Raw genomic sequence first — 18,159 nt, 5'->3', positions numbered from 1 at the left:
AACATCCTCCTAACAAATATGCCTAAATTATAATCTATTGTTCGTTAAATGTCATTAAAATCACTAAATTGCTTTGATTTAAAAGTCAGTCAATGATTATCACAAGAAATTAACGAACATTTGTCGTTGTTAACAACAAATTATACAATATTTCACGACCATTTTTATTCATGAAATAAAAAAATTTTTGATTTTCAACTTTTACTACCACACCATGACGCGTCATTCTGACCTTGCTAATATTTATTAAATCAATTTTCTTAATATTTTGTGGGATTACTGTGTGTACAATCATTCTTTCGTCAGTTAATTCTATCCATCTAAAAAATAGTTGAATAAACACCGTGATTAAAAATATTAGAAAAACAAGGATTGTCCATATTTGAAGAACAGTGATTTCAAGCCATAGTAATAAACTAAAAAGTAGTATAATAAACGTAAATGACCAACATATTGTACTTGTCGCAATGTCTGGTTGATAACGTAATTTCTTATTCATAAAAACACCTTCCTAGGAGCGATTAATGTGATTAAACTTTATACTGATGCAGCTACAAAAGGAAATCCAGGAATTAGCACAGCTGGCATTTTGATTATAAAAAATGGAAAACAATATCAATACGCGATTAACCTTCCAAATTCATCCAACCACACAGCTGAATTTTTAGCAGCAATAACTGGATTCCAGTATGTAGACAATCTCTTTAGCAATACAGAAACTCTGATGTTTTTTTGCGATAGTAAAATTGTAATTGAAAGCATTGACAAGAACTATTCCAAAAATTTTCAAAAAATGCTCTCTGAATTGATTAATTTACAAAAAAAGTTTCCTCTAGTTATCAGTAAATGGATTCCAGAAAAAGAAAATAAAGGAGCCCATTTTCTTGCCACCCAAAAATTGCGTAACTCACTATAAACGCTAAATTCTTCTTTCATTATACTAAAGATTTAATATAATCTGCGAACTTAATTCTTAAAATAAATATTTTTTAAGAATTATTAAAAAAATAGGTCAATTATATTTGAATTCTAAAATCGATTTGTACAATCTTTTAAAGTTAGTTCAAATTTAATAATCAACCTACATAGCCATATTTTTTTGAAATTAAAATTCACGCTTAATTGAAACTATATTTTATCTCTAATACATTAATCCTTACGTTCTTTTTTTCCCCAATACTGAAAATAATCCGTTCTTAGTGAGCCATTATATAATTTTCTTTTCTTAGTTGCCCTAGTACCGTAGAAGTTTTCAAACTCAAGGTCACTCGTTAAAATATATTTACTCCAAGTATTTAAATTCTTGTATGTCTGTCCCATTTGCTTATAAAGTTCTCTAACAGCCTTTTGATCACTCAATCGTTCACCATATGGTGGATTTGCTACAATGACTCCGTTTTTCTTTTCAGTTCGAAAATCTTTCAAAGCAAGTTGTTTAAATTTTATACTGTGAAGAAGACCTGCTTCTCTAGCATTCAATTTTGCAATGTCAATCATCTTACCATCAATATCATATCCAGAAATATCTAACTCAATGTCATAATCAGCTAATGTATCAGCTTCATCACGAATTTGTTGAACAAATTCTTCTGTTTGCCAACCCCAGCTTTCACAAATAAAACTTCGATTAAATCCAGGAGCAATATTGTGTCCAATCATCGCTGCTTCAATTGGGATTGTCCCAGATCCACATACCGGATCAATGAAGGGCATTTCTGGATACCAATGTGCTAAAAGAATCATTGCTGCTGCCATATTTTCTTTTAGCGGTGCCAACCCCTTTTCAATTCGATAACCACGTTTAAAAAGACTTGACCCTGTTGTATCTAACGTTAACAACACTTTATCTTTGTTAATCGCCACTTCTAATGGAAACTTGGCCCCAGTTTCTGCTAATCTAGTTTTTCGATGATAAACTAAACTCATCTTATCAACAATTGCTTTTTTTACAATAGCTTGCACATCTGGAACACTATACAACTTGGACTTTTGTGATTTTCCTGCAACAGGAAATTCAGCATCCAATGGTAAGTACCGATCCCATGGTATTGCCTTTGTTTTTTCAAACAATTCATCAAAAGAAGTCGCAGTAAATTCCGCAATTATAATTTTTACACGATCAGCAGTTCTTAACCATAAATTAGTTTTGATAATATCAGCAAAATCGCCATTAAATCTGACACGACTATTTTCAACTTCAACTTTATAACCTAGATGTTTAAGCTCATTTCCAACAAGAGACTCAATTCCAGCAGCTGCAGTCGCAATTAAATTGTATTCCTCCATTTTTTACCAAACCTTTCTTAATTTGTAAGTGAACCCGTTTATTTACAATAATAATAGAAGAACCAGGTTAAAATTTACTTTTTAACCTAGTTCCAAAATAAAAAGGTTAGGATTAAACCTAACCTTTCCCTGAAATGTAGTCCTCTATAAGCCACGTTCCGTACGTCATCCAATACAGGTAATTGGAATCGGTGGTAATCATCTATCTCCAGATAGTCACCTATCTGCCCCCATGATTTGTTCATTTCCGTCATGAAGCGCCCCTACCAAAGTTTGGGTTACCTGCTCGTGGGGTTTACCGCGTTCCATCAATATCGTTTCCAATATTGCTTCGTCACTGTGGCACTTTCAAGACTACTCAGACATAGCACTAAACCTTAGCCTTTTTATCTGCCGTTACCCATAAAGGTACCTTGCCTTATTTTTTCAGCAAGCACGATCACTACAGACATCTCAGTCTGTGCAAGCTTGGACTTTCCTCAGCCTACTCAAGGTAGACCGCGATTACCAGAAAACTACACCAAATATTCAAGATAGACTATTAAAAACGACTATCTCTATTTGCATCATCATTCAATTGAGCACCAAAGACATGACGCTCTAAATTAGATAAACGTTTTAAAATGTCCATGTTCGTCACATTAGAAACCGGACGGCTAGCTTGCCCAGTTTTACCTATGGCCAATTGCTTAGTTAATTCATCAACCTTGCTAACAAGACGATCATTTTCCATCTGTAAGCGTTGAGTTTCTTTAGAATAAGTCTCATAATCTTTGATAACATCATCAAGAAATTCATCTACATCTGCTGGATCATAGCCACGCATTTTAGGTTTAAAATTCTTATTTACAATATCTTTTGGCGTGAAATTTATCTTCTCCACAGCAATGCACCTCATATTCTATAGAAAACTATGTTTACAACTCTGTTAATTATAACAAATATTATTATGATTGCAAATCATTTTCATTTTTTCTTTCAAAAAACTCACGTGCACCATTCTCAAGCCAGTCCATATCAATCATCAAAACATTATATTTATTTTTTTGCGCATACTTTTTTGCAGCTATTACATCATATTTTGATTTTCCTTCAAATTCTGGATCATATACTATTAGTGCTTCTTCTGTATGGTTCAACATAAATTTTTGCCAGTTTTGTAATTGCTTCGGAGATTTATAAACTTCAGTACTAACTTCTCCAAAAAAATCTACCTTATTTTTTAAAATCGAGAAAGCATTTTGTCTGTCTTCTTTCCAATTTTTTTCAAAATCTTTGTAAGGTAACATCATTGCGACTTTAAGGATAGGAAAATCTTTTTTCAATTCTTCAACAACTTGAACTGTTAACTGTTCAATTCCTGTCTGTCCACCTACAAGTATCCATTCAAGCCCATTTTCTGCTTTAGAACGTAGCGCATCTTTTATAATACTTTTCAACACTTCAATTTTTGGATCAGAATCTTTATAAATATTTAATTCGTAACTACGATAACCTGTAATCCATAAACGCATTATATTACTTAACCTCCATCATAACTTGACTAATCATAAAACAAGAATAATATGAATATCAAATATCATTTAATAATTTGGAAATGTGTCTTTTGCCAACTGTTTACGTTGTTGGTATAATAAGTCGAATGGGAGTGTGAAGAAACATGGTTCTTAGATATCCAAATGGCAAACCGTATCAACCTATACTACCAAAAAAAAATAAAAATAATCATGAAAATATTATATTTGGTAATCGTGGTATGTCACTTGAAGATGAAATTAACCAGAGTAATCAATACTACCTCCAACAAGATACTGCGGTTATTCATAAAAAACCAATACCTATCCAAATCGTACAAGTTGATTACCCTCAAAGAAGTGCTGCTGTAATCAAAGAAGCCTATTTTAAGCAAGCATCCACCACTGATTATAATGGCGTTTATCGTGGGTATTACTTAGATTTCGAAGCCAAAGAAACTCATAATAAAACTTCTTTTCCGCTAAATAATTTTCATGAACATCAAATCACTCACATGAAATCTTGCATAAAACAAGCGGGAATTTGTTTTACTATTATTAAGTTTACTGCAACACAAGAAGTTTTTTTATTACCAGCTTCAATCCTCTTTAATTACTGGAACAATCAAGAAAATGGTCGCAAGTCTATTCCAAAAAGTATTATTGAAAAAAATGGCTTTAAAATCAAGTATCATGTAAAACCGCTTATCCCATATCTAACTATTATAGATAAGTTAATTGAAAACTTACATAAAGAATAAAGGAGCAAATCATGAGTAGTAATCAGAATCCCAATAATTCACGGGTAATGCGTAAAAAACAACAGGCCTCCAATAATAAGAAACCCACTAATAAATTTAAAACATTCATCAAGCGGTTTCTCTTAACAATGCTAGTACTGGCAGAAATAGTCATCGCTGTGGGAGCCACAACGTTCTTTATGTATGCAAAAAATGCACCTTCACTAAGTGAATCTCGCCTCACGAGTGCAGGATCCACAACAATATATGATTCTGAAGGAAAAGTAATAACTAGAATTGGCACTCAAAACAGGATATATGTCAATAGTAATAAAATACCTCAGACATTAAAAGATGCAGTTGTTTCAATAGAAGATCGTCGTTTTTATAAGCACCATGGTATTGATCCTGTTCGTATTGCAGGTGCAGCACTCTCCAATTTATCAGCCTCTTCCGGTCTACAAGGTGGAAGTACATTAGACCAGCAATTAATAAAATTAGCCTACTTTTCAACAAGTTCCGCTGATAGAACACTGAAACGCAAGGCTCAAGAAGCTTGGTTAGCTCTTAAGCTTGATGATACCTATAGCAAACAGCAAATTTTGACTTTTTATATTAATAAGGTTTACATGGGCAATGGTGTTAAAGGAATGCAAACTGCAGCAAAGTACTATTTTAACAAATCCTTAAATCAGCTTGACTTAGCACAAACTGCATTACTAGCAGGTATTCCAAACGCACCGACAGATTATAACCCATATTCTAATCCGACATTGGCAAAAAAACGTCGCGATGAAGTCTTAGATGCTATGGTTACAAATAAAAAAATTACTTCTGCACAAGCAGCCGAAGCAAAGAACGAAAGTATAACACAAGGACTTGTCCAAACTCATTCAAGTTCTACAAATACAACTCAAAAATCAAAAATTGCTGATGCATATTTAAAGCAAGTTATTCAAGAAGCCGAAGATAAGGGTTATAACCCATATAAGGGTAATTTAAAAATTTATACTAATTTAGATATGAATGCTCAAAAATATTTATATAATCTTGCAAATACTGATGATGAAATTGCCTATCCAGATGATAGACTTCAGGTAGCATCGACTGTCGTAAATCCTAACAATGGTAAAATTGTAGCAATGATTGGTGGCCGAAAAACAGGAAATGTAACTTATGGATTAAATAGGGCAGTTCAAACCGATAGAACAGATGGATCAACCGCTAAACCATTAATGGACTATGGACCAGCTATTGAATATCTAAGTTGGGCAACATATCATGAACTACAAGATACTAAATATGTTTATCCTGGTACGAACATTAATTTATACGACTTTGATGATGAATATCAAGGAAACATTACAATGAGAAGCGCGCTTACTCAGTCTCGAAACATTCCTGCAATTAGGGCATTACAAGCTGTTGGTATCACAAAAGCACAGAATTTTATTAGTAAACTCGGTTTTAATTACAAAAAAACTCTGGAATTTCAAAATGGGATTGGTTTACCTTCTTCAACCTTGCAAAATGCTGCTGCTTATTCTGCGTTTGCAAATGGCGGAACATATTACAAGCCTAGATATATTAGCAAAATTGTTTCCTCAGACGGTGAAAGTAAAAGTTATTCAAGTTCTGGAAAACAAGTTATGCAATCATCTACCGCATACATGATTACTGACATGTTAAAAGATGTCATTTCCAGTTCCCAAGGTACAGGACGTTATGCGCGAATAAGTGGTTTATATCAGGCAGGAAAAACCGGTACAAATTCATATCCATCAGATGTTGCTTCTAAATTTCCTAGTTCTGCAGACATGGACTCTTGGTTCAATGGTTACACGCAAAATTACTCAATTTCTGTTTGGGTTGGTTATGATCATCAATATGAAGCAGGTAACTACTTATCAGCATCATCAGCTAGAATTGCTTCGTATTTCTATAAATACGCAATGACTTACCTTTCCCAGGGAAAATCTAATAAAAACTGGAAAAGACCAAGTAATGTATATGTAAAAACAGTAAATGGTGTACGCGAATTGTACCTAGCAGGTTCCTCTGATCCGGTTCCTACTGACCTTGGTAGCTCAAGTATTGAAAGTAGTGTATTTAGTAGTATAGCGTCATCTTCTAGCTCAAGTTCCATTGATTCTTCAAGTTCTATTAGCTCTAGTTCCTCAATCCCAAGTTCATCTTCTAATATTGTTGATTCTTCTGCTGATGAAACTTCAGATTCTAACAATTCAGCATCTGGAACGACGACTAATGGATCATCTTCTACAAGTTCTTCGAGTTCTGCCACAAGTCCTACACAATAAATAATTTAAAATTATCTTCAAAAAAGGAAGAGTCTAGTGAAAATCAGAAATTGATTTTTACTAGACTCTTCTTTTTTTAAATTGCTACTACCATGTTACATATCTAAATCAAAATAATTATTAATACTTAACTTCTCGAATTTACTGTACCGCTACTTTTCCAGTTGCATAATTAATTATTATTCCATTTTGTACATTTGGAACAAATACATTAAATTCAATTGTACCATCACTTGATTTTGCTTCTATATGTGCACCTGATGGTACAATATTACTTCCATCATAAATATCACTTACCTGGTAACGTATTTTTTTATTTTGATCTAAACCTCTTCTAACAATCGTTTCATAATAATTTTGACCAGTTGAATAACTAGAATCAGCTTCATTTGCCCAAGCTGTTTGTGTAGCTATATTTCGAGGATTAGATTCTGAAGCATCAAAATTTTGAATTCCCCCGACTAACGCATACCCAAGTAAATGTCCTCGATCGTAGGCATGTTTATATGCACCACTGAGATTTAAAGCCTGTTCAAATCCAGCTGGCTTCCAAGAAGTTGCACCTTCATTTGTTTCTTTTCTATTTTGATATTGTCTCGTTGTACTGTTTAACCAAGCATTCCCCACTACCGGTCTTCCTAAACTATCAACTGTATTAACAGCATAAGGTGCACTAGTTATATTAGTATTTAGGGTAGTTCGATTATTATCAATAATGAAAGCTCCGGCATTGTTCCATGCTATTTCATTTCCTAACTGATTCCTCACATTTTGTGATAATACTGATTCTGCAAGATCTTTACTGGGAGTTCGATTTATACTAGTTGAACAACTACCAGATACATTATTAGTGCTTGAGCTGTTGCTTATTGAACTACTTGTTGCATTAGTTGTTAAGCTGCTAGTTGTTGAACTACTTGTTGGATTACTCTCACTATTCTTTTTTAATACCAAGCTTTTTGTAAGACTACTCTTAGAAGCTTGGTGTTTATTATTATCTTTAGTATTCGAAAAGTTTCCTATCAAAAGTCCTATCACAATTACCAAAATCCATCCCAAAACACCTGTTGTTGATTTACTTCCTTTTTTTCTACGCATTTTTTCCCCCAATAAATAATTATAGTTATCATAATATATTAACACATTTTTGTAATGATATTTAGTATTTAAATAAAGAATTACGATATTACAAACCGTAAGAAAAAAGCAAGCCTATGCCATCTTGTTTGACCTAGACTTGCTTTTTAATATTTTTTTCTTTTACTTAGCGACTAAACTCTTATATTTGTCCAGCAATTCTTTTTTCTTCAGTAGTATCTATTGTTGCATCAATAGATTTGCCAAACACAAAAAATCGTTGATATAAATACTCGGTAATCCCATTTAAAAGTAAATTCAGTATAGTAACTAAATAATCATTCCATTGAAGCACCGTTACTAGGTAATTTCCTCCAAAAGTTGAAACAGGAGTAAAAATTGAGTAATAAATAAAAACTTTAAACATTGCAACTGGTATATTATTATTTGATTTGAATGTAAATTTGCGATTCAAAGTAAAATTCCAAATAACTGATAAAACTAATGCTACTAAATAGCGAATTTCATAATTTATTGATGTCAACTGTGTCAAAATCGTAAAAGTTCCCATTTCAATTACACCTGCTGACGATGCAAATGTAAAGTATTTAAGTGTTCTTAAAATTTCTCTTTTTCTACTCGTTTCCATAATCAATTCCTCCTCAACAAAAGAACAAATTACTTACTCTCAGCTACAGCCAACATTTGAACTGCATCGGTCAATGACTTATCTAATATTTTGATTACATCTTCAGCAGTTTCTTTTTTCATTAATAATCCTGGCTTAAATTGCAAAACAGATTTATCAAAATTAGCCATTACAGCCCAAACACCATTTTTTATTAATGAGACCATCAAAGCCTGTCCCCCCATAGGGTGAGAAGTCTTTAACCCCATAATCACGCCACATTGTCTAACTTCAACTAAAAAGTCAGAATGACGTTTTTGAATCTCTGCCAAATTTTTAGCAAAAAAATCAGTTAACATTTGAATATTCTCCTTAGTCTCTGGCCGATTTAAAATATCCAAAACTTTAGAAGAAACAATACATCCTAGTTCAGTACCATTAAAAGAAGACGTATGTGCAAAACCATCATCTTCCATCCATGCGCCGGCTTCTTCGGTCATTATAACCGCGGACATAGGATAGTACCCGCCAGAAAGACCTTTCCCAGTTACAATCATATCTGGCTTAGCACCATACTTGCAGCAACACCACATTTCTCCACTGCGCATTAACCCAGTTTGCACCTCATCAGCAATATATAATGCTCCATATTGATGTGCCAATTTCTCAACATTCTTATGATATCCCTCAATAGGCATTGGAAATCCTGCCGTTGCAGGAATACTCTCAATAATAACTGCTGCCGTATCTTCTCTTTTTAGCACTTCTTCTAATTCTTCTAAATTATTATATTCAATGTGTGTGTAATAATCTGGATTTGGTTTCATATTAAAATATTCTGCTAATTCTGGATTCCCAGCCTGCATTGAAATCCCAGAAGCACCATGAAATGCGCAACTTAAACTAACAACTCTACTTCTTTGTGTAGCCCTTCTAGCAAATTTAACAGCCGCATCAATTGCCTCTCCACCACCATTTAATGTGAATACATACTTCATATTATCAGGAGATACTGCTAATAATTTCTCTGTCAATTCATTTTTATATTGTGATGGAAAATAATGATTACCTGCATCTACCAATTCTGCACCTTTTATTAATGCTTCTTTTATTTCAGGATTTCTATGACCTAAGTTAAACACACCACCATTTGAATGCATATTAATAAATGTATGTCCATCAAGGTCTTTGAAGTAGCTTCCTTCTCGTTCACCCATAACCATTTCAATTCCAGATTGTCTAAAGGTATCTACCCTATTAGGATTCCATATTTCATGTGCCTCATTATAAATTTCATGTGCTTTTTTTGACATTTAAATTCCTCCGATGTTAATTAATTGTTTGATAATCACGGGTACTATTTATATTTTCTTCTTGCGAGAATTCCATCAAATATTTTCTAGATAAAATTGCAGTCCCCTTTGCAAAAAAAGCTAGTACTTCCGGTGTCAATTCCGCCGCTTCCCCACTTCCAGGAATAACAGCCCCTAATCTATATAATAAACTCTGTAACATCCCAATCCGGCGCATCATTATAAAGGTCCAAACCTCACGTCTATCTTCATTCTCAATGGTGCGTATCGATTCATATCCTTTTAGAAGTTCATTAACAACCTCTGAAAGATCACCACGATGTTCCATCAAAGCAACAGAACTTGCAATATCATACATATACCAACCTTTACCACAATCATCAAAATCTAGAACAGTTAGTTGGTCTCCGTCTTGTAACAGGTTTGCTGTCCGTAAATCACTGTGTATCATTCCGTACCTTTCCTTACCTTTTCCATATATTTCAAGCCTTTTTTTCATTAATTCCACACTTGCATCGATACTTTCAATATCACTTTCTGAAAGCCAATCACGATTTCGATAAGAAACACCATAAAAGTTGTTCCATTCTTTCCCAAATGTCCCTTTAAAATCCCACTCCATCCGATCATAAAATGATGGTTCTTTCCACTGTATCGCTAATTTATGCATTGTTGCCGCAATTTTACCAATTTTTTGGTACAAGGCTCTGTCTTCTATACTTAAGCCCGTTTTTTTCCATTTACAAGTTGCTTGTTGTAAAACAGCAGCAAATCTGAAAACCGGTACAGTTATTTTAAGCGGTATTTTTTCAATCTTAGCTATCAAGTTACCAATATCATCATTACCATCACTTGAATCCACAGGTGATTTACCTTTTTGATATGAAAAACAATCTACAAAACGTTTTTCTTCAAGTTCTGATGTAACAATTTCTTCCACATAATTATTCTTTAGTGAAGGTTGTGGAGTATCTAATGAGAGATTCGTATTGTCGCTAAGATATTCTAGCCAAGTTAGTTCAGTTTTTATACTCTTAATGGTTGCAAAATCAAGGCGATGAACTCTCATAACCATTGTAGGCATGCCCTTAGAAGTTAATTTAAACGTTGCATTTTCTGTAAAATTTAGTAATGTTGCATTAGCATCTTCCGGATAGCCCCATAATATTTTTGCACGATTCGCAACTGACTGAAGATGTACAATTTGCTCTTTAAAAGACAAATTTTTAAATTTTCCATTCCTAATTTCTAATTTTTCCAACTAAAATTACCTCCAATCGGCCTCTTGAATGTTATATTACATAACATTAAGCAAAAAAAAAAGAACATCTTTTGATGTTCTTGCATTAAAATATTTTATAACTTATTTGCTTATTTTATCAAAGTAAATTGTTGATACCGCATTAAAATCTTAGCTGTTAATTTTTTAATTCCACATTTTCAATTTTTTCATCTTTAACAGTTGGTAAAGATATTCTAAAAACAGACCCTCTCTCAATCACACTTTCAACAGATAATTGTCCATGATATCCTTCAATTAAACGTTGTGCGATTGAAAGTCCTAGCCCATTTCCGCCTTTGCCCCGACTTCTTGCCTTATCAACACGGTAAAAGCGATTGAATACTTTTTGAATGTTTTCCTTAGAAATTCCCTCACCAAAATCTTGTATCGCAATATTTACATACCTTTTATCTCGTGAAACAGACAAATGTACTTCTTTTCGATTTTCTGAATATTTAACCGCATTATCCATTAAAATGATCAAAACTTGCTCTAAATGATTTCTATAAATTTTGACTGGTGTTCTACTATTCAAATCATCATCTAGCAAAAAAACAAAATCCGGCTTAATCATTTTAAAATTATTAAAAACTTGTAATACGATTTCACGAACATCAGCAACTTCTTTACCATATTGTATCTCAACTTGCTCTGCTCGTGACAAGTCAAGCATCTCCTGAACCAAACTCTTCATTCGATTAATTTCTTGTAGCGAAGCTGATATCGACTCTGCTAACACTTCAGGATCATCTTTACCCCAACGATTCAACAACTCCATATGTCCCTGAATAATCGCAACTGGCGTTCTTAATTCATGTGACACATCTTCAACAAATTGTTGTTGTTGTTCAATATATCTCTGCATTCGGTCAAGCATATCATTAAAAAGCTGACTCAAATCAGATAATTCATCATTCCTCTTTTGTGTCTCTAATGGAACTCTAATGTCAGCAATAGGATCATCTTCATCTTCTTTATTGATTTTATCAATCGTCTCATTAATCAAATCAATCGGTCTTAATAACCAGGCCGATAATGCATAACCTAGCATCGCACTAGCCAAAGCTGCAGTGATTCCAAATACAAAAAATATTAAGCCTAATTTATCACGTGCATTATCGTAATCAGTCAACCGATTAGTAACTTGGATATATCCAATCACTTTTTGTGTACTTTTAGACACTACGGGTTTACGAATAACTAATACATTAACACCCTTTGACTTTTGAAGATCCGTAGTATTCGTATTATCACTAATATTAAAATTAACCGGTAAAGACCTAGAAGCAAAAACTTTTTCACCATTTAAATTATAGATACCCACCCCTATGTTTTTTCGAGATAAAGTTACAAACACAGAATCTGCATATAAACTGGAGGGACGATTTTTTTCATGCTCAACCGTTGAAATATTGGAGCTCAATTCACGTTTAGCACTCCGGTTTGTAAGTTCCTCATCAGAGGATGATAAACGGCTTTGGGCAACTGCAACTGCATCGCTTGCGTACTGTTTTTCTTGCTGCAACATTAAATTTGAAAAACTCTGAAATAGTAAGGTTGCAAAAATAGCAAAGATAACTAGTACACCTATACTTGTACCAATTGACCATTTTAGCTTGATTGAAAATCTATTTTTCTCTCTTTTTTTTGCAACAAGTACCCTTTTCTTTTTTTTCACGAACGCATCACATACCCTGTGCCACGAACAGTTTGAATATAACTTTCTTCTTCTGGTCGATCAATTTTATTACGAAGGTAACGAATATATACATCAACGACATTTGTCTCAATTTGAGATTCATAGCCCCATACCTTTTTAAGCAACACATCACGGGCAAGCACTACATTTATATTTTCCATCAATGCAAGTAACAATTCATATTCCCTTTTAGTGAGTTCGATAATCTCATCTCCACGACGAACTACCCTATTTTCTTTTTCAATAGTTAAATCACGATAGGTAACCTTAGTTTGTTTTGAAGCATTTTGCTCGCTTTCAATATCAATTCTGCGAAGCAAAGCGCGCAATCGTGCCAGTAATTCTTCAATAGCAAAAGGTTTTACGATATAATCGTCTGCCCCATGATCAAGTCCAGAAACTCTATCAATAACAGAGTCTCTAGCTGTCATCATGATAATCGGTGTATTTTTAGTTTGTCTAACACGACGACAAACCTCAAGGCCATTCAATTCAGGTAACATCAAATCAAGCAAAATTGCATCCCAATCACTCGCTAAAGCTGCTTCCAACCCTGTTCGGCCATTATAATGAACTTCCGTTTCATATCCTTCATGTTGTAATTCTAATTCTACAAACCTCGCGAGGTTTTTTTCATCTTCAATTATTAATATTTTATTCATAGTTCACTCTCCTAATAAAAATTATAACGAAATTATAATTTATTTTTCATATACTATTAATCTATCACAAAAACATTAAATTCGCACTTTTTGAAAATTAATTTTAACGCACAAAAAATCGATAGACTTAAATTTGAAATCTATCGCTTTTTACTTTCAAATACCATATTAATACTTAAAATACTTATTCCTCATGATACCATTCATAATGGAACATTCCTTCTCTATCAGTTCTTTCGTAGGTATGTGCTCCAAAATAATCACGTTGCGCTTGAATAATATTAGCAGGTAAATTAGCTGAACGATATTGATCAAAATAAGTAATCGCAGCTGTAAATGCCGGTACCGCAACACCAGCTTGAATTGCTAGCGACGCAACTTCACGTACAGCAGCTTGATACTTGTCTGTAATTTCTTTAAAATATGGATCTAGCATCAAATTGCTTAATTTTTTATCTTTTCTATAAGCATCTGTAATCTTTTGTAAAAAACGAGCCCTTATTATACATCCTTCACGCCAAATCATTGCTAATTCATCATATTTAAGATCCCAATCATAGTGATCAGAAGCAACACGCATTTGTTCAAAACCTTGAGCATAACTCATAATTTTACTAAAATAAAGTGCTTCCCTGATTTTTTCAATTAATGCTTTTTTATCAAGCGTTGTTTTATCAAAAGCTGGGCCGTTCAATACTTCGCTGGCTACAACTCGTTCATCTTTTAAGGCAGAGATATATCTGGCATATACAGACTCTGTAATCAGTGACTGTGGTACTCCCAACTCTAAGGCACTCTGAGAACTCCATTTACCTGTCCCTTTATTACCAGCTCTATCAAGGATAACATCAACAATTGGTTTTTGTGTGTCCAAATCATCCTCGCGCGTTAAAATCTCAGCTGTAATCGACATTAAGTAACTATCCAGTTCACCTTTATTCCAATCACTAAAAATTTTTGCAATTTCATTTACTTCTAATCCAAGAACGTTTCGCAATAAATTATAGCTTTCAGCAATTAACTCCATGTCGCCATATTCGATACCATTATGGACCATCTTCACATAGTGACCCGCTCCATTTGGCCCAATATAACTTACACAAGGTGTCCCATCTTCAGCTTTAGCCGCAATCTTATTCAGAATTGGTTCAACAAGCTTATATGCTTCTACCTGTCCACCTGGCATCAACGAAGGACCTTCAAGTGCACCCTTTTCACCACCAGAAACACCCATTCCAATAAAATTAATTCCAGATTCATCTAAAGTTGCATTCCGACGCACAGTGTCCTCAAAAAATGTATTTCCTCCATCTATCAAGACATCACCCTGACTCAAATGTGGTAAAAGTTGCTTAATTAGTCCATCTGTTGGTGCTCCTGCCTTAACCATCATAATAATTCTTCTTGGAGTCTCAAGAGAGTCAACAAAATCTTCAACAGTGTAACTAGGTACAAGTTTTAAACTTGGATGATCAGTTACTACTTTTTCTGTTTTGGCACCAGTTCTATTATAAATCGCTACTTTATAACCACGGCTTTCAATGTTCAAAGCCAAGTTTTTTCCCATTACAGCCATTCCAACTACACCAATTTGTGGTTTATTCATCATTAAACCTCCTACACATTTTATTTCTTCTCTAATGTTACCAAAAACAACTCAAAAGATAAAGACGTTGCGCCATTTTCTATCTATATAAATAGAAAAACCGACAATTTGAAAAACAAATCATCAGTCTCTAAATTTATTATTTATGAAGCCTGTTTGTCATCTAAAATAATTTCTGGCATTTGATTTCCATCAACACTTAATTTATTAACTACAACTTCAGAAACATCTGTTCTACTTGGGATTTCATACATTACATCTCTCATTGTACTTTCAACAATTGAACGCAACCCACGAGCCCCTGTATTTCTTTCTATCGCAAGATGAGCAATTTCTTTCAATGCATCTTTTTTAAATTTCAATTTTACATCATCTAGTTCAAGCAACTTGCTATATTGTTTTACTAATGCATTTTTAGGCTCTGTCAATATTCTAACTAAATCTTCTTCTGTAAGTTTTTCCAAAGCAGATAAAATTGGTAGTCGGCCAATAAACTCAGGAATTAAGCCAAACTTCAGCAAATCCTCTGGTATTATTTGCTGCATCAAACTTTTTTGTTCATTATAGATGTTTTTCGAATCAACACCAAATCCAATAGTTTTATCTCCAAGTCGATTCTTAACCATTGTCTCGATTCCATCAAATGCCCCACCAACAATAAATAAAATATTAGTTGTATCAATTTGAATAAATTCTTGTTGTGGATGCTTTCGGCCTCCCTGAGGTGGAACATTAGCAATAGTTCCCTCCAGAATTTTTAATAAAGCCTGCTGAACACCCTCACCCGAAACATCACGTGTTATTGAAACATTTTCACTTTTTTTAGCTATTTTATCAATTTCATCAATATAAATAATGCCTCGCTCTGCGCGTTCAACATCAAAATCAGCACTTTGTAATAATTTCAACAAAATGTTTTCAACATCTTCACCAACATATCCAGCTTCTGTCAGTGTTGTTGCATCAGCGATTGCAAAAGGAACTTGTAAAATTTTAGCTAAGCTTTGAGCCAAAAAAGTCTTTCCTGACCCTGTAGGTCCTACCAAACAAATATTACTCTTCTGTAATTCTGTCTCACTTTCCGTATCCTCAAGTGTAGCATTAATGCGTTTATAATGATTATAAACAGCAACAGCTAAAGTCTTTTTCGCTTGGTCTTGACCAATAACATATTGATTTAAAATCTCTACTATTTCACGAGGCTTGGGAACATCTGTCAGTTCCTCAGCTACTTGATCTCTAAACTCTTCATCTATAATCTCTTTGCATAAATCAATACATTCATTACAAATATAAACGCCTGGTCCAGCAACAATTTTCTTTACTTGATCTTGCGATTTTCCACAAAATGAACATGTTACAGGTCCGTTACTGTCTGTATTTTCAAACATATTTAACCCCCTAAAGTTTGTCCTAGAATTATAGGTCTCTCTAATCAACCAATTATTATATACGTGCTAATCTCATTTGTCGATGACTTAGCTTGCATAAATACTTTATTCTTGTCGAAAAATTAATTTAGCAAAAAAGCTGCAACAAAACACACTTGTTTTGCCACAGCTCTTTCTCAATCAGACACTTTACTTTTCGTCTGTTTCTTTTTTCTCACGAGTTTGTTTAGCTGAATCAGCAATTTCTTCAACAACTTTACGGACAGCAATATCATGTTTTAACATATCGTCACTCAATGCTGAACGAACAACCGATTCTTCCATTCCATATTGCCCAGCCAAATTCTTAACTTCTTTTTCAATTTCAGCTTCACTAATCTCAATAGATTCTTTAGCAACAATAGCTTCAAGAACCAAATTAGTTTTAACACGTTTTTCAGAATCTTTTTCAAATTGTTTGTGTAAATCTTCTTCAGAAGTACCTGTAATTTTATAGTACATCTTAGCATCGATACCTTGTTGTTGCATTCCAGCCATATATTGATCAATTTGACGATGAACGTCTTCTTCAATCATTTCAGCTGGTATTTTACCGATTTTAGCATTTTCAACTGCAATATCAATAGCCTCATCTTGAATCTTAGCCTTAGCATCAGTAACCTTTTGCTCTTTGATTTCATCTTTAATTTTGGCTTTTAATTCTTCTAAAGTATCAACTTCTTCATCAACATCTTTAGCAAAATCATCATCTAATTCTGGAAGTTGTTTTGATTTGATTTCATGAATCTTAACATCAAATACAGCTTCTTTATTTTGTAAATCTTCTGCTTGATAGTCCTCTGGGAACGTTACAGTAACTGCAACTTCTTCCCCAGTTTTATGTCCAACCAATTGATCTTCAAATCCTGGAATAAATGAATTTGATCCCAATTCAAGTGAATGATTTTCTGCTTTACCACCATCAAAAGCAACACCATCAACTTTACCCTCAAAATCAATGACTACAGTATCACCATTTTGTGCAGCTTCATCTTCTTTAAGAACAAGTTCTGCTTGTTGTTGTCTTAACTCTTCTAATTTAGCATCAACATCACTGACTAATACACGAGTTGAATGAGGAGTTACTTCAAGCCCTTTATAATCACCAAGTTCAACTTCAGGTTCAACTGAAACTTCAGCTGTCAATACCCATGGTTGGCCTTTTTCCAAGCTTTCAACATCAACGTTTGGTTGACCAACAGGTTTAATGTTTGTCTCCTCAACAGCATCTGAATATGCATCTTGTAATAAGACATTTAATGCCTCTTGGTAAAGAGCTTCCTCACCATACATTCTGTTAAAAATCTGACGAGGAACTTTTCCTTTACGAAAACCAGGTACATTCAAATCTTTTTTAACACGGTCGAAAGCAACATTAAGGCCTTCTTTAATTTTTTCTTGTGAAATTTCGAAAGTTAACTTTCCTGTATTTTCACCTTGTTTTTCCCATTTTGCAGACATTATTTTCCCTCCGCACGAAAATTTTGTACAATCAATTTACTAATTGCATACTAAATTAGTGTACCTTAGTTACATTAAATTGTAAACAATTACACTAAAAAAACCTTTGTATTATAGTACTTTATTTAGAATATTATTTTTTT

16 protein-coding genes and 1 other RNA gene are annotated in these 18,159 nt (G+C 33.6%); 3 read left to right on the top strand and 14 right to left on the bottom strand.

Features of this window, described 5'->3' with window-relative positions; genetic code table 11:
• Nucleotides 1-109: 109 nt before the first annotated feature.
• The gene (locus FC80_RS04880; protein ID WP_057829012.1) at nt 110-499 is read right to left on the bottom strand and encodes an EbsA family protein; all 390 of its coding nucleotides are present in this window, start codon (nt 497-499) and stop codon (nt 110-112) included.
• A gap of 27 nt (nt 500-526) precedes the next feature.
• Here FC80_RS04880 and FC80_RS04875 point away from each other — a divergent pair, with 27 nt between their 5' ends.
• Nucleotides 527-916, top strand: a complete 390-nt coding sequence (locus FC80_RS04875) for a ribonuclease HI family protein (protein ID WP_057829011.1) — start codon at nt 527-529, stop codon at nt 914-916.
• A 233-nt stretch (nt 917-1,149) separates the two neighbouring features.
• On the opposite strand, the gene FC80_RS04870 is transcribed toward FC80_RS04875, so the two are convergent.
• The 4 genes from FC80_RS04870 to FC80_RS04860 all read right to left on the bottom strand — a co-directional run bounded on the left by FC80_RS04870 (nt 1,150) and on the right by FC80_RS04860 (nt 3,800).
• The gene (locus FC80_RS04870; protein WP_057829010.1) at nt 1,150-2,286 is read right to left on the bottom strand and encodes a THUMP domain-containing class I SAM-dependent RNA methyltransferase; all 1,137 of its coding nucleotides are present in this window, start codon (nt 2,284-2,286) and stop codon (nt 1,150-1,152) included.
• Between the two features lie 142 nt (nt 2,287-2,428).
• Nucleotides 2,429-2,802, bottom strand: an RNA gene (gene rnpB / locus FC80_RS09385) — RNase P RNA component class B.
• Nucleotides 2,803-2,827: 25 nt separating this feature from the next.
• Complete coding sequence (gene gpsB, locus FC80_RS04865) at nt 2,828-3,169, bottom strand: cell division regulator GpsB (protein ID WP_057829009.1); 342 nt, start codon at nt 3,167-3,169, stop codon at nt 2,828-2,830.
• Between the two features lie 64 nt (nt 3,170-3,233).
• The gene (locus FC80_RS04860) at nt 3,234-3,800 is read right to left on the bottom strand and encodes an SLOG family protein (RefSeq protein WP_057829008.1); all 567 of its coding nucleotides are present in this window, start codon (nt 3,798-3,800) and stop codon (nt 3,234-3,236) included.
• Between the two features lie 146 nt (nt 3,801-3,946).
• Here FC80_RS04860 and recU point away from each other — a divergent pair, with 146 nt between their 5' ends.
• Both recU and FC80_RS04850 read left to right on the top strand, forming a co-directional pair.
• Nucleotides 3,947-4,561, top strand: a complete 615-nt coding sequence (gene recU / locus FC80_RS04855) for a Holliday junction resolvase RecU (protein WP_057829007.1) — start codon at nt 3,947-3,949, stop codon at nt 4,559-4,561.
• Nucleotides 4,562-4,572: 11 nt separating this feature from the next.
• Nucleotides 4,573-6,858, top strand: coding sequence for a transglycosylase domain-containing protein (locus FC80_RS04850; protein WP_057829006.1), 2,286 nt, complete (start codon nt 4,573-4,575; stop codon nt 6,856-6,858).
• Between the two features lie 141 nt (nt 6,859-6,999).
• Here FC80_RS04850 and FC80_RS04845 read toward each other — a convergent pair whose 3' ends face one another.
• The 9 genes from FC80_RS04845 to tig form a co-directional block, all read right to left on the bottom strand.
• A complete protein-coding gene (locus FC80_RS04845; RefSeq protein WP_057829005.1) occupies nt 7,000-7,956 on the bottom strand; it encodes a DNA/RNA non-specific endonuclease in 957 nt (318 codons plus the stop codon).
• 181 nt (nt 7,957-8,137) lie between these two features.
• Nucleotides 8,138-8,584 carry a GtrA family protein gene (locus FC80_RS04840; RefSeq protein WP_057829004.1) on the bottom strand — a complete coding sequence of 149 codons (447 nt, stop codon included), beginning with the start codon at nt 8,582-8,584 and terminating at the stop codon, nt 8,138-8,140.
• A gap of 29 nt (nt 8,585-8,613) precedes the next feature.
• Entirely contained in the window at nt 8,614-9,876 is a 1,263-nt protein-coding gene (locus FC80_RS04835) for a class-III pyridoxal-phosphate-dependent aminotransferase (protein ID WP_057829003.1), read from the bottom strand.
• Nucleotides 9,877-9,892: 16 nt separating this feature from the next.
• Nucleotides 9,893-11,137 carry a phosphotransferase enzyme family protein gene (locus tag FC80_RS04830; RefSeq protein ID WP_057829002.1) on the bottom strand — a complete coding sequence of 415 codons (1,245 nt, stop codon included), beginning with the start codon at nt 11,135-11,137 and terminating at the stop codon, nt 9,893-9,895.
• A gap of 157 nt (nt 11,138-11,294) precedes the next feature.
• Nucleotides 11,295-12,836 (bottom strand): HAMP domain-containing sensor histidine kinase, encoded by a 1,542-nt coding sequence (locus tag FC80_RS04825; RefSeq protein WP_057829001.1) that lies wholly within the window; start codon nt 12,834-12,836, stop codon nt 11,295-11,297.
• Nucleotides 12,833-13,519 (bottom strand): response regulator transcription factor, encoded by a 687-nt coding sequence (locus FC80_RS04820; RefSeq protein ID WP_057829000.1) that lies wholly within the window; start codon nt 13,517-13,519, stop codon nt 12,833-12,835. The genes FC80_RS04825 and FC80_RS04820 overlap by 4 nt, the downstream gene beginning before the upstream one ends.
• Before the next feature lie 184 nt (nt 13,520-13,703).
• Nucleotides 13,704-15,125 (bottom strand): NADP-dependent phosphogluconate dehydrogenase, encoded by a 1,422-nt coding sequence (gndA, locus tag FC80_RS04815; protein ID WP_057828999.1) that lies wholly within the window; start codon nt 15,123-15,125, stop codon nt 13,704-13,706.
• 143 nt (nt 15,126-15,268) lie between these two features.
• Nucleotides 15,269-16,516, bottom strand: coding sequence for an ATP-dependent Clp protease ATP-binding subunit ClpX (gene clpX, locus FC80_RS04810; protein WP_057828998.1), 1,248 nt, complete (start codon nt 16,514-16,516; stop codon nt 15,269-15,271).
• 189 nt (nt 16,517-16,705) lie between these two features.
• The gene (gene tig / locus FC80_RS04805; RefSeq protein ID WP_057828997.1) at nt 16,706-18,016 is read right to left on the bottom strand and encodes a trigger factor; all 1,311 of its coding nucleotides are present in this window, start codon (nt 18,014-18,016) and stop codon (nt 16,706-16,708) included.
• Between the last annotated feature and the right edge of the window lie 143 nt (nt 18,017-18,159).

Origin of the sequence: Liquorilactobacillus cacaonum DSM 21116 (assembly GCF_001436735.1) — a bacterium.
Classification (GTDB): domain Bacteria; phylum Bacillota; class Bacilli; order Lactobacillales; family Lactobacillaceae; genus Liquorilactobacillus; species Liquorilactobacillus cacaonum.
The sequence above is the reverse complement of the archived record's forward strand: the minus strand, read 5'-3'. Positions and strand labels throughout refer to the sequence as shown.

Excerpts from the sequence above, each read along its gene's own strand:
- FC80_RS04880 (WP_057829012.1), bottom strand. The coding sequence starts at position 499 with ATGAATAAGAAATTACGTTATCAACCAGACATTGCGACAAGTACAATA.
- FC80_RS04870 (WP_057829010.1), bottom strand. The coding sequence starts at position 2,286 with ATGGAGGAATACAATTTAATTGCGACTGCAGCTGCTGGAATTGAGTCT.
- FC80_RS04860 (WP_057829008.1), bottom strand. The coding sequence starts at position 3,800 with ATGCGTTTATGGATTACAGGTTATCGTAGTTACGAATTAAATATTTAT.
- recU (WP_057829007.1), top strand. The coding sequence starts at position 3,947 with ATGGTTCTTAGATATCCAAATGGCAAACCGTATCAACCTATACTACCA.
- FC80_RS04850 (WP_057829006.1), top strand. The coding sequence starts at position 4,573 with ATGAGTAGTAATCAGAATCCCAATAATTCACGGGTAATGCGTAAAAAA.
- FC80_RS04845 (WP_057829005.1), bottom strand. The coding sequence starts at position 7,956 with ATGCGTAGAAAAAAAGGAAGTAAATCAACAACAGGTGTTTTGGGATGG.
- FC80_RS04840 (WP_057829004.1), bottom strand. The coding sequence starts at position 8,584 with ATGGAAACGAGTAGAAAAAGAGAAATTTTAAGAACACTTAAATACTTT.
- FC80_RS04835 (WP_057829003.1), bottom strand. The coding sequence starts at position 9,876 with ATGTCAAAAAAAGCACATGAAATTTATAATGAGGCACATGAAATATGG.
- FC80_RS04820 (WP_057829000.1), bottom strand. The coding sequence starts at position 13,519 with ATGAATAAAATATTAATAATTGAAGATGAAAAAAACCTCGCGAGGTTT.
- gndA (WP_057828999.1), bottom strand. The coding sequence starts at position 15,125 with ATGAATAAACCACAAATTGGTGTAGTTGGAATGGCTGTAATGGGAAAA.
- clpX (WP_057828998.1), bottom strand. The coding sequence starts at position 16,516 with ATGTTTGAAAATACAGACAGTAACGGACCTGTAACATGTTCATTTTGT.
- tig (WP_057828997.1), bottom strand. The coding sequence starts at position 18,016 with ATGTCTGCAAAATGGGAAAAACAAGGTGAAAATACAGGAAAGTTAACT.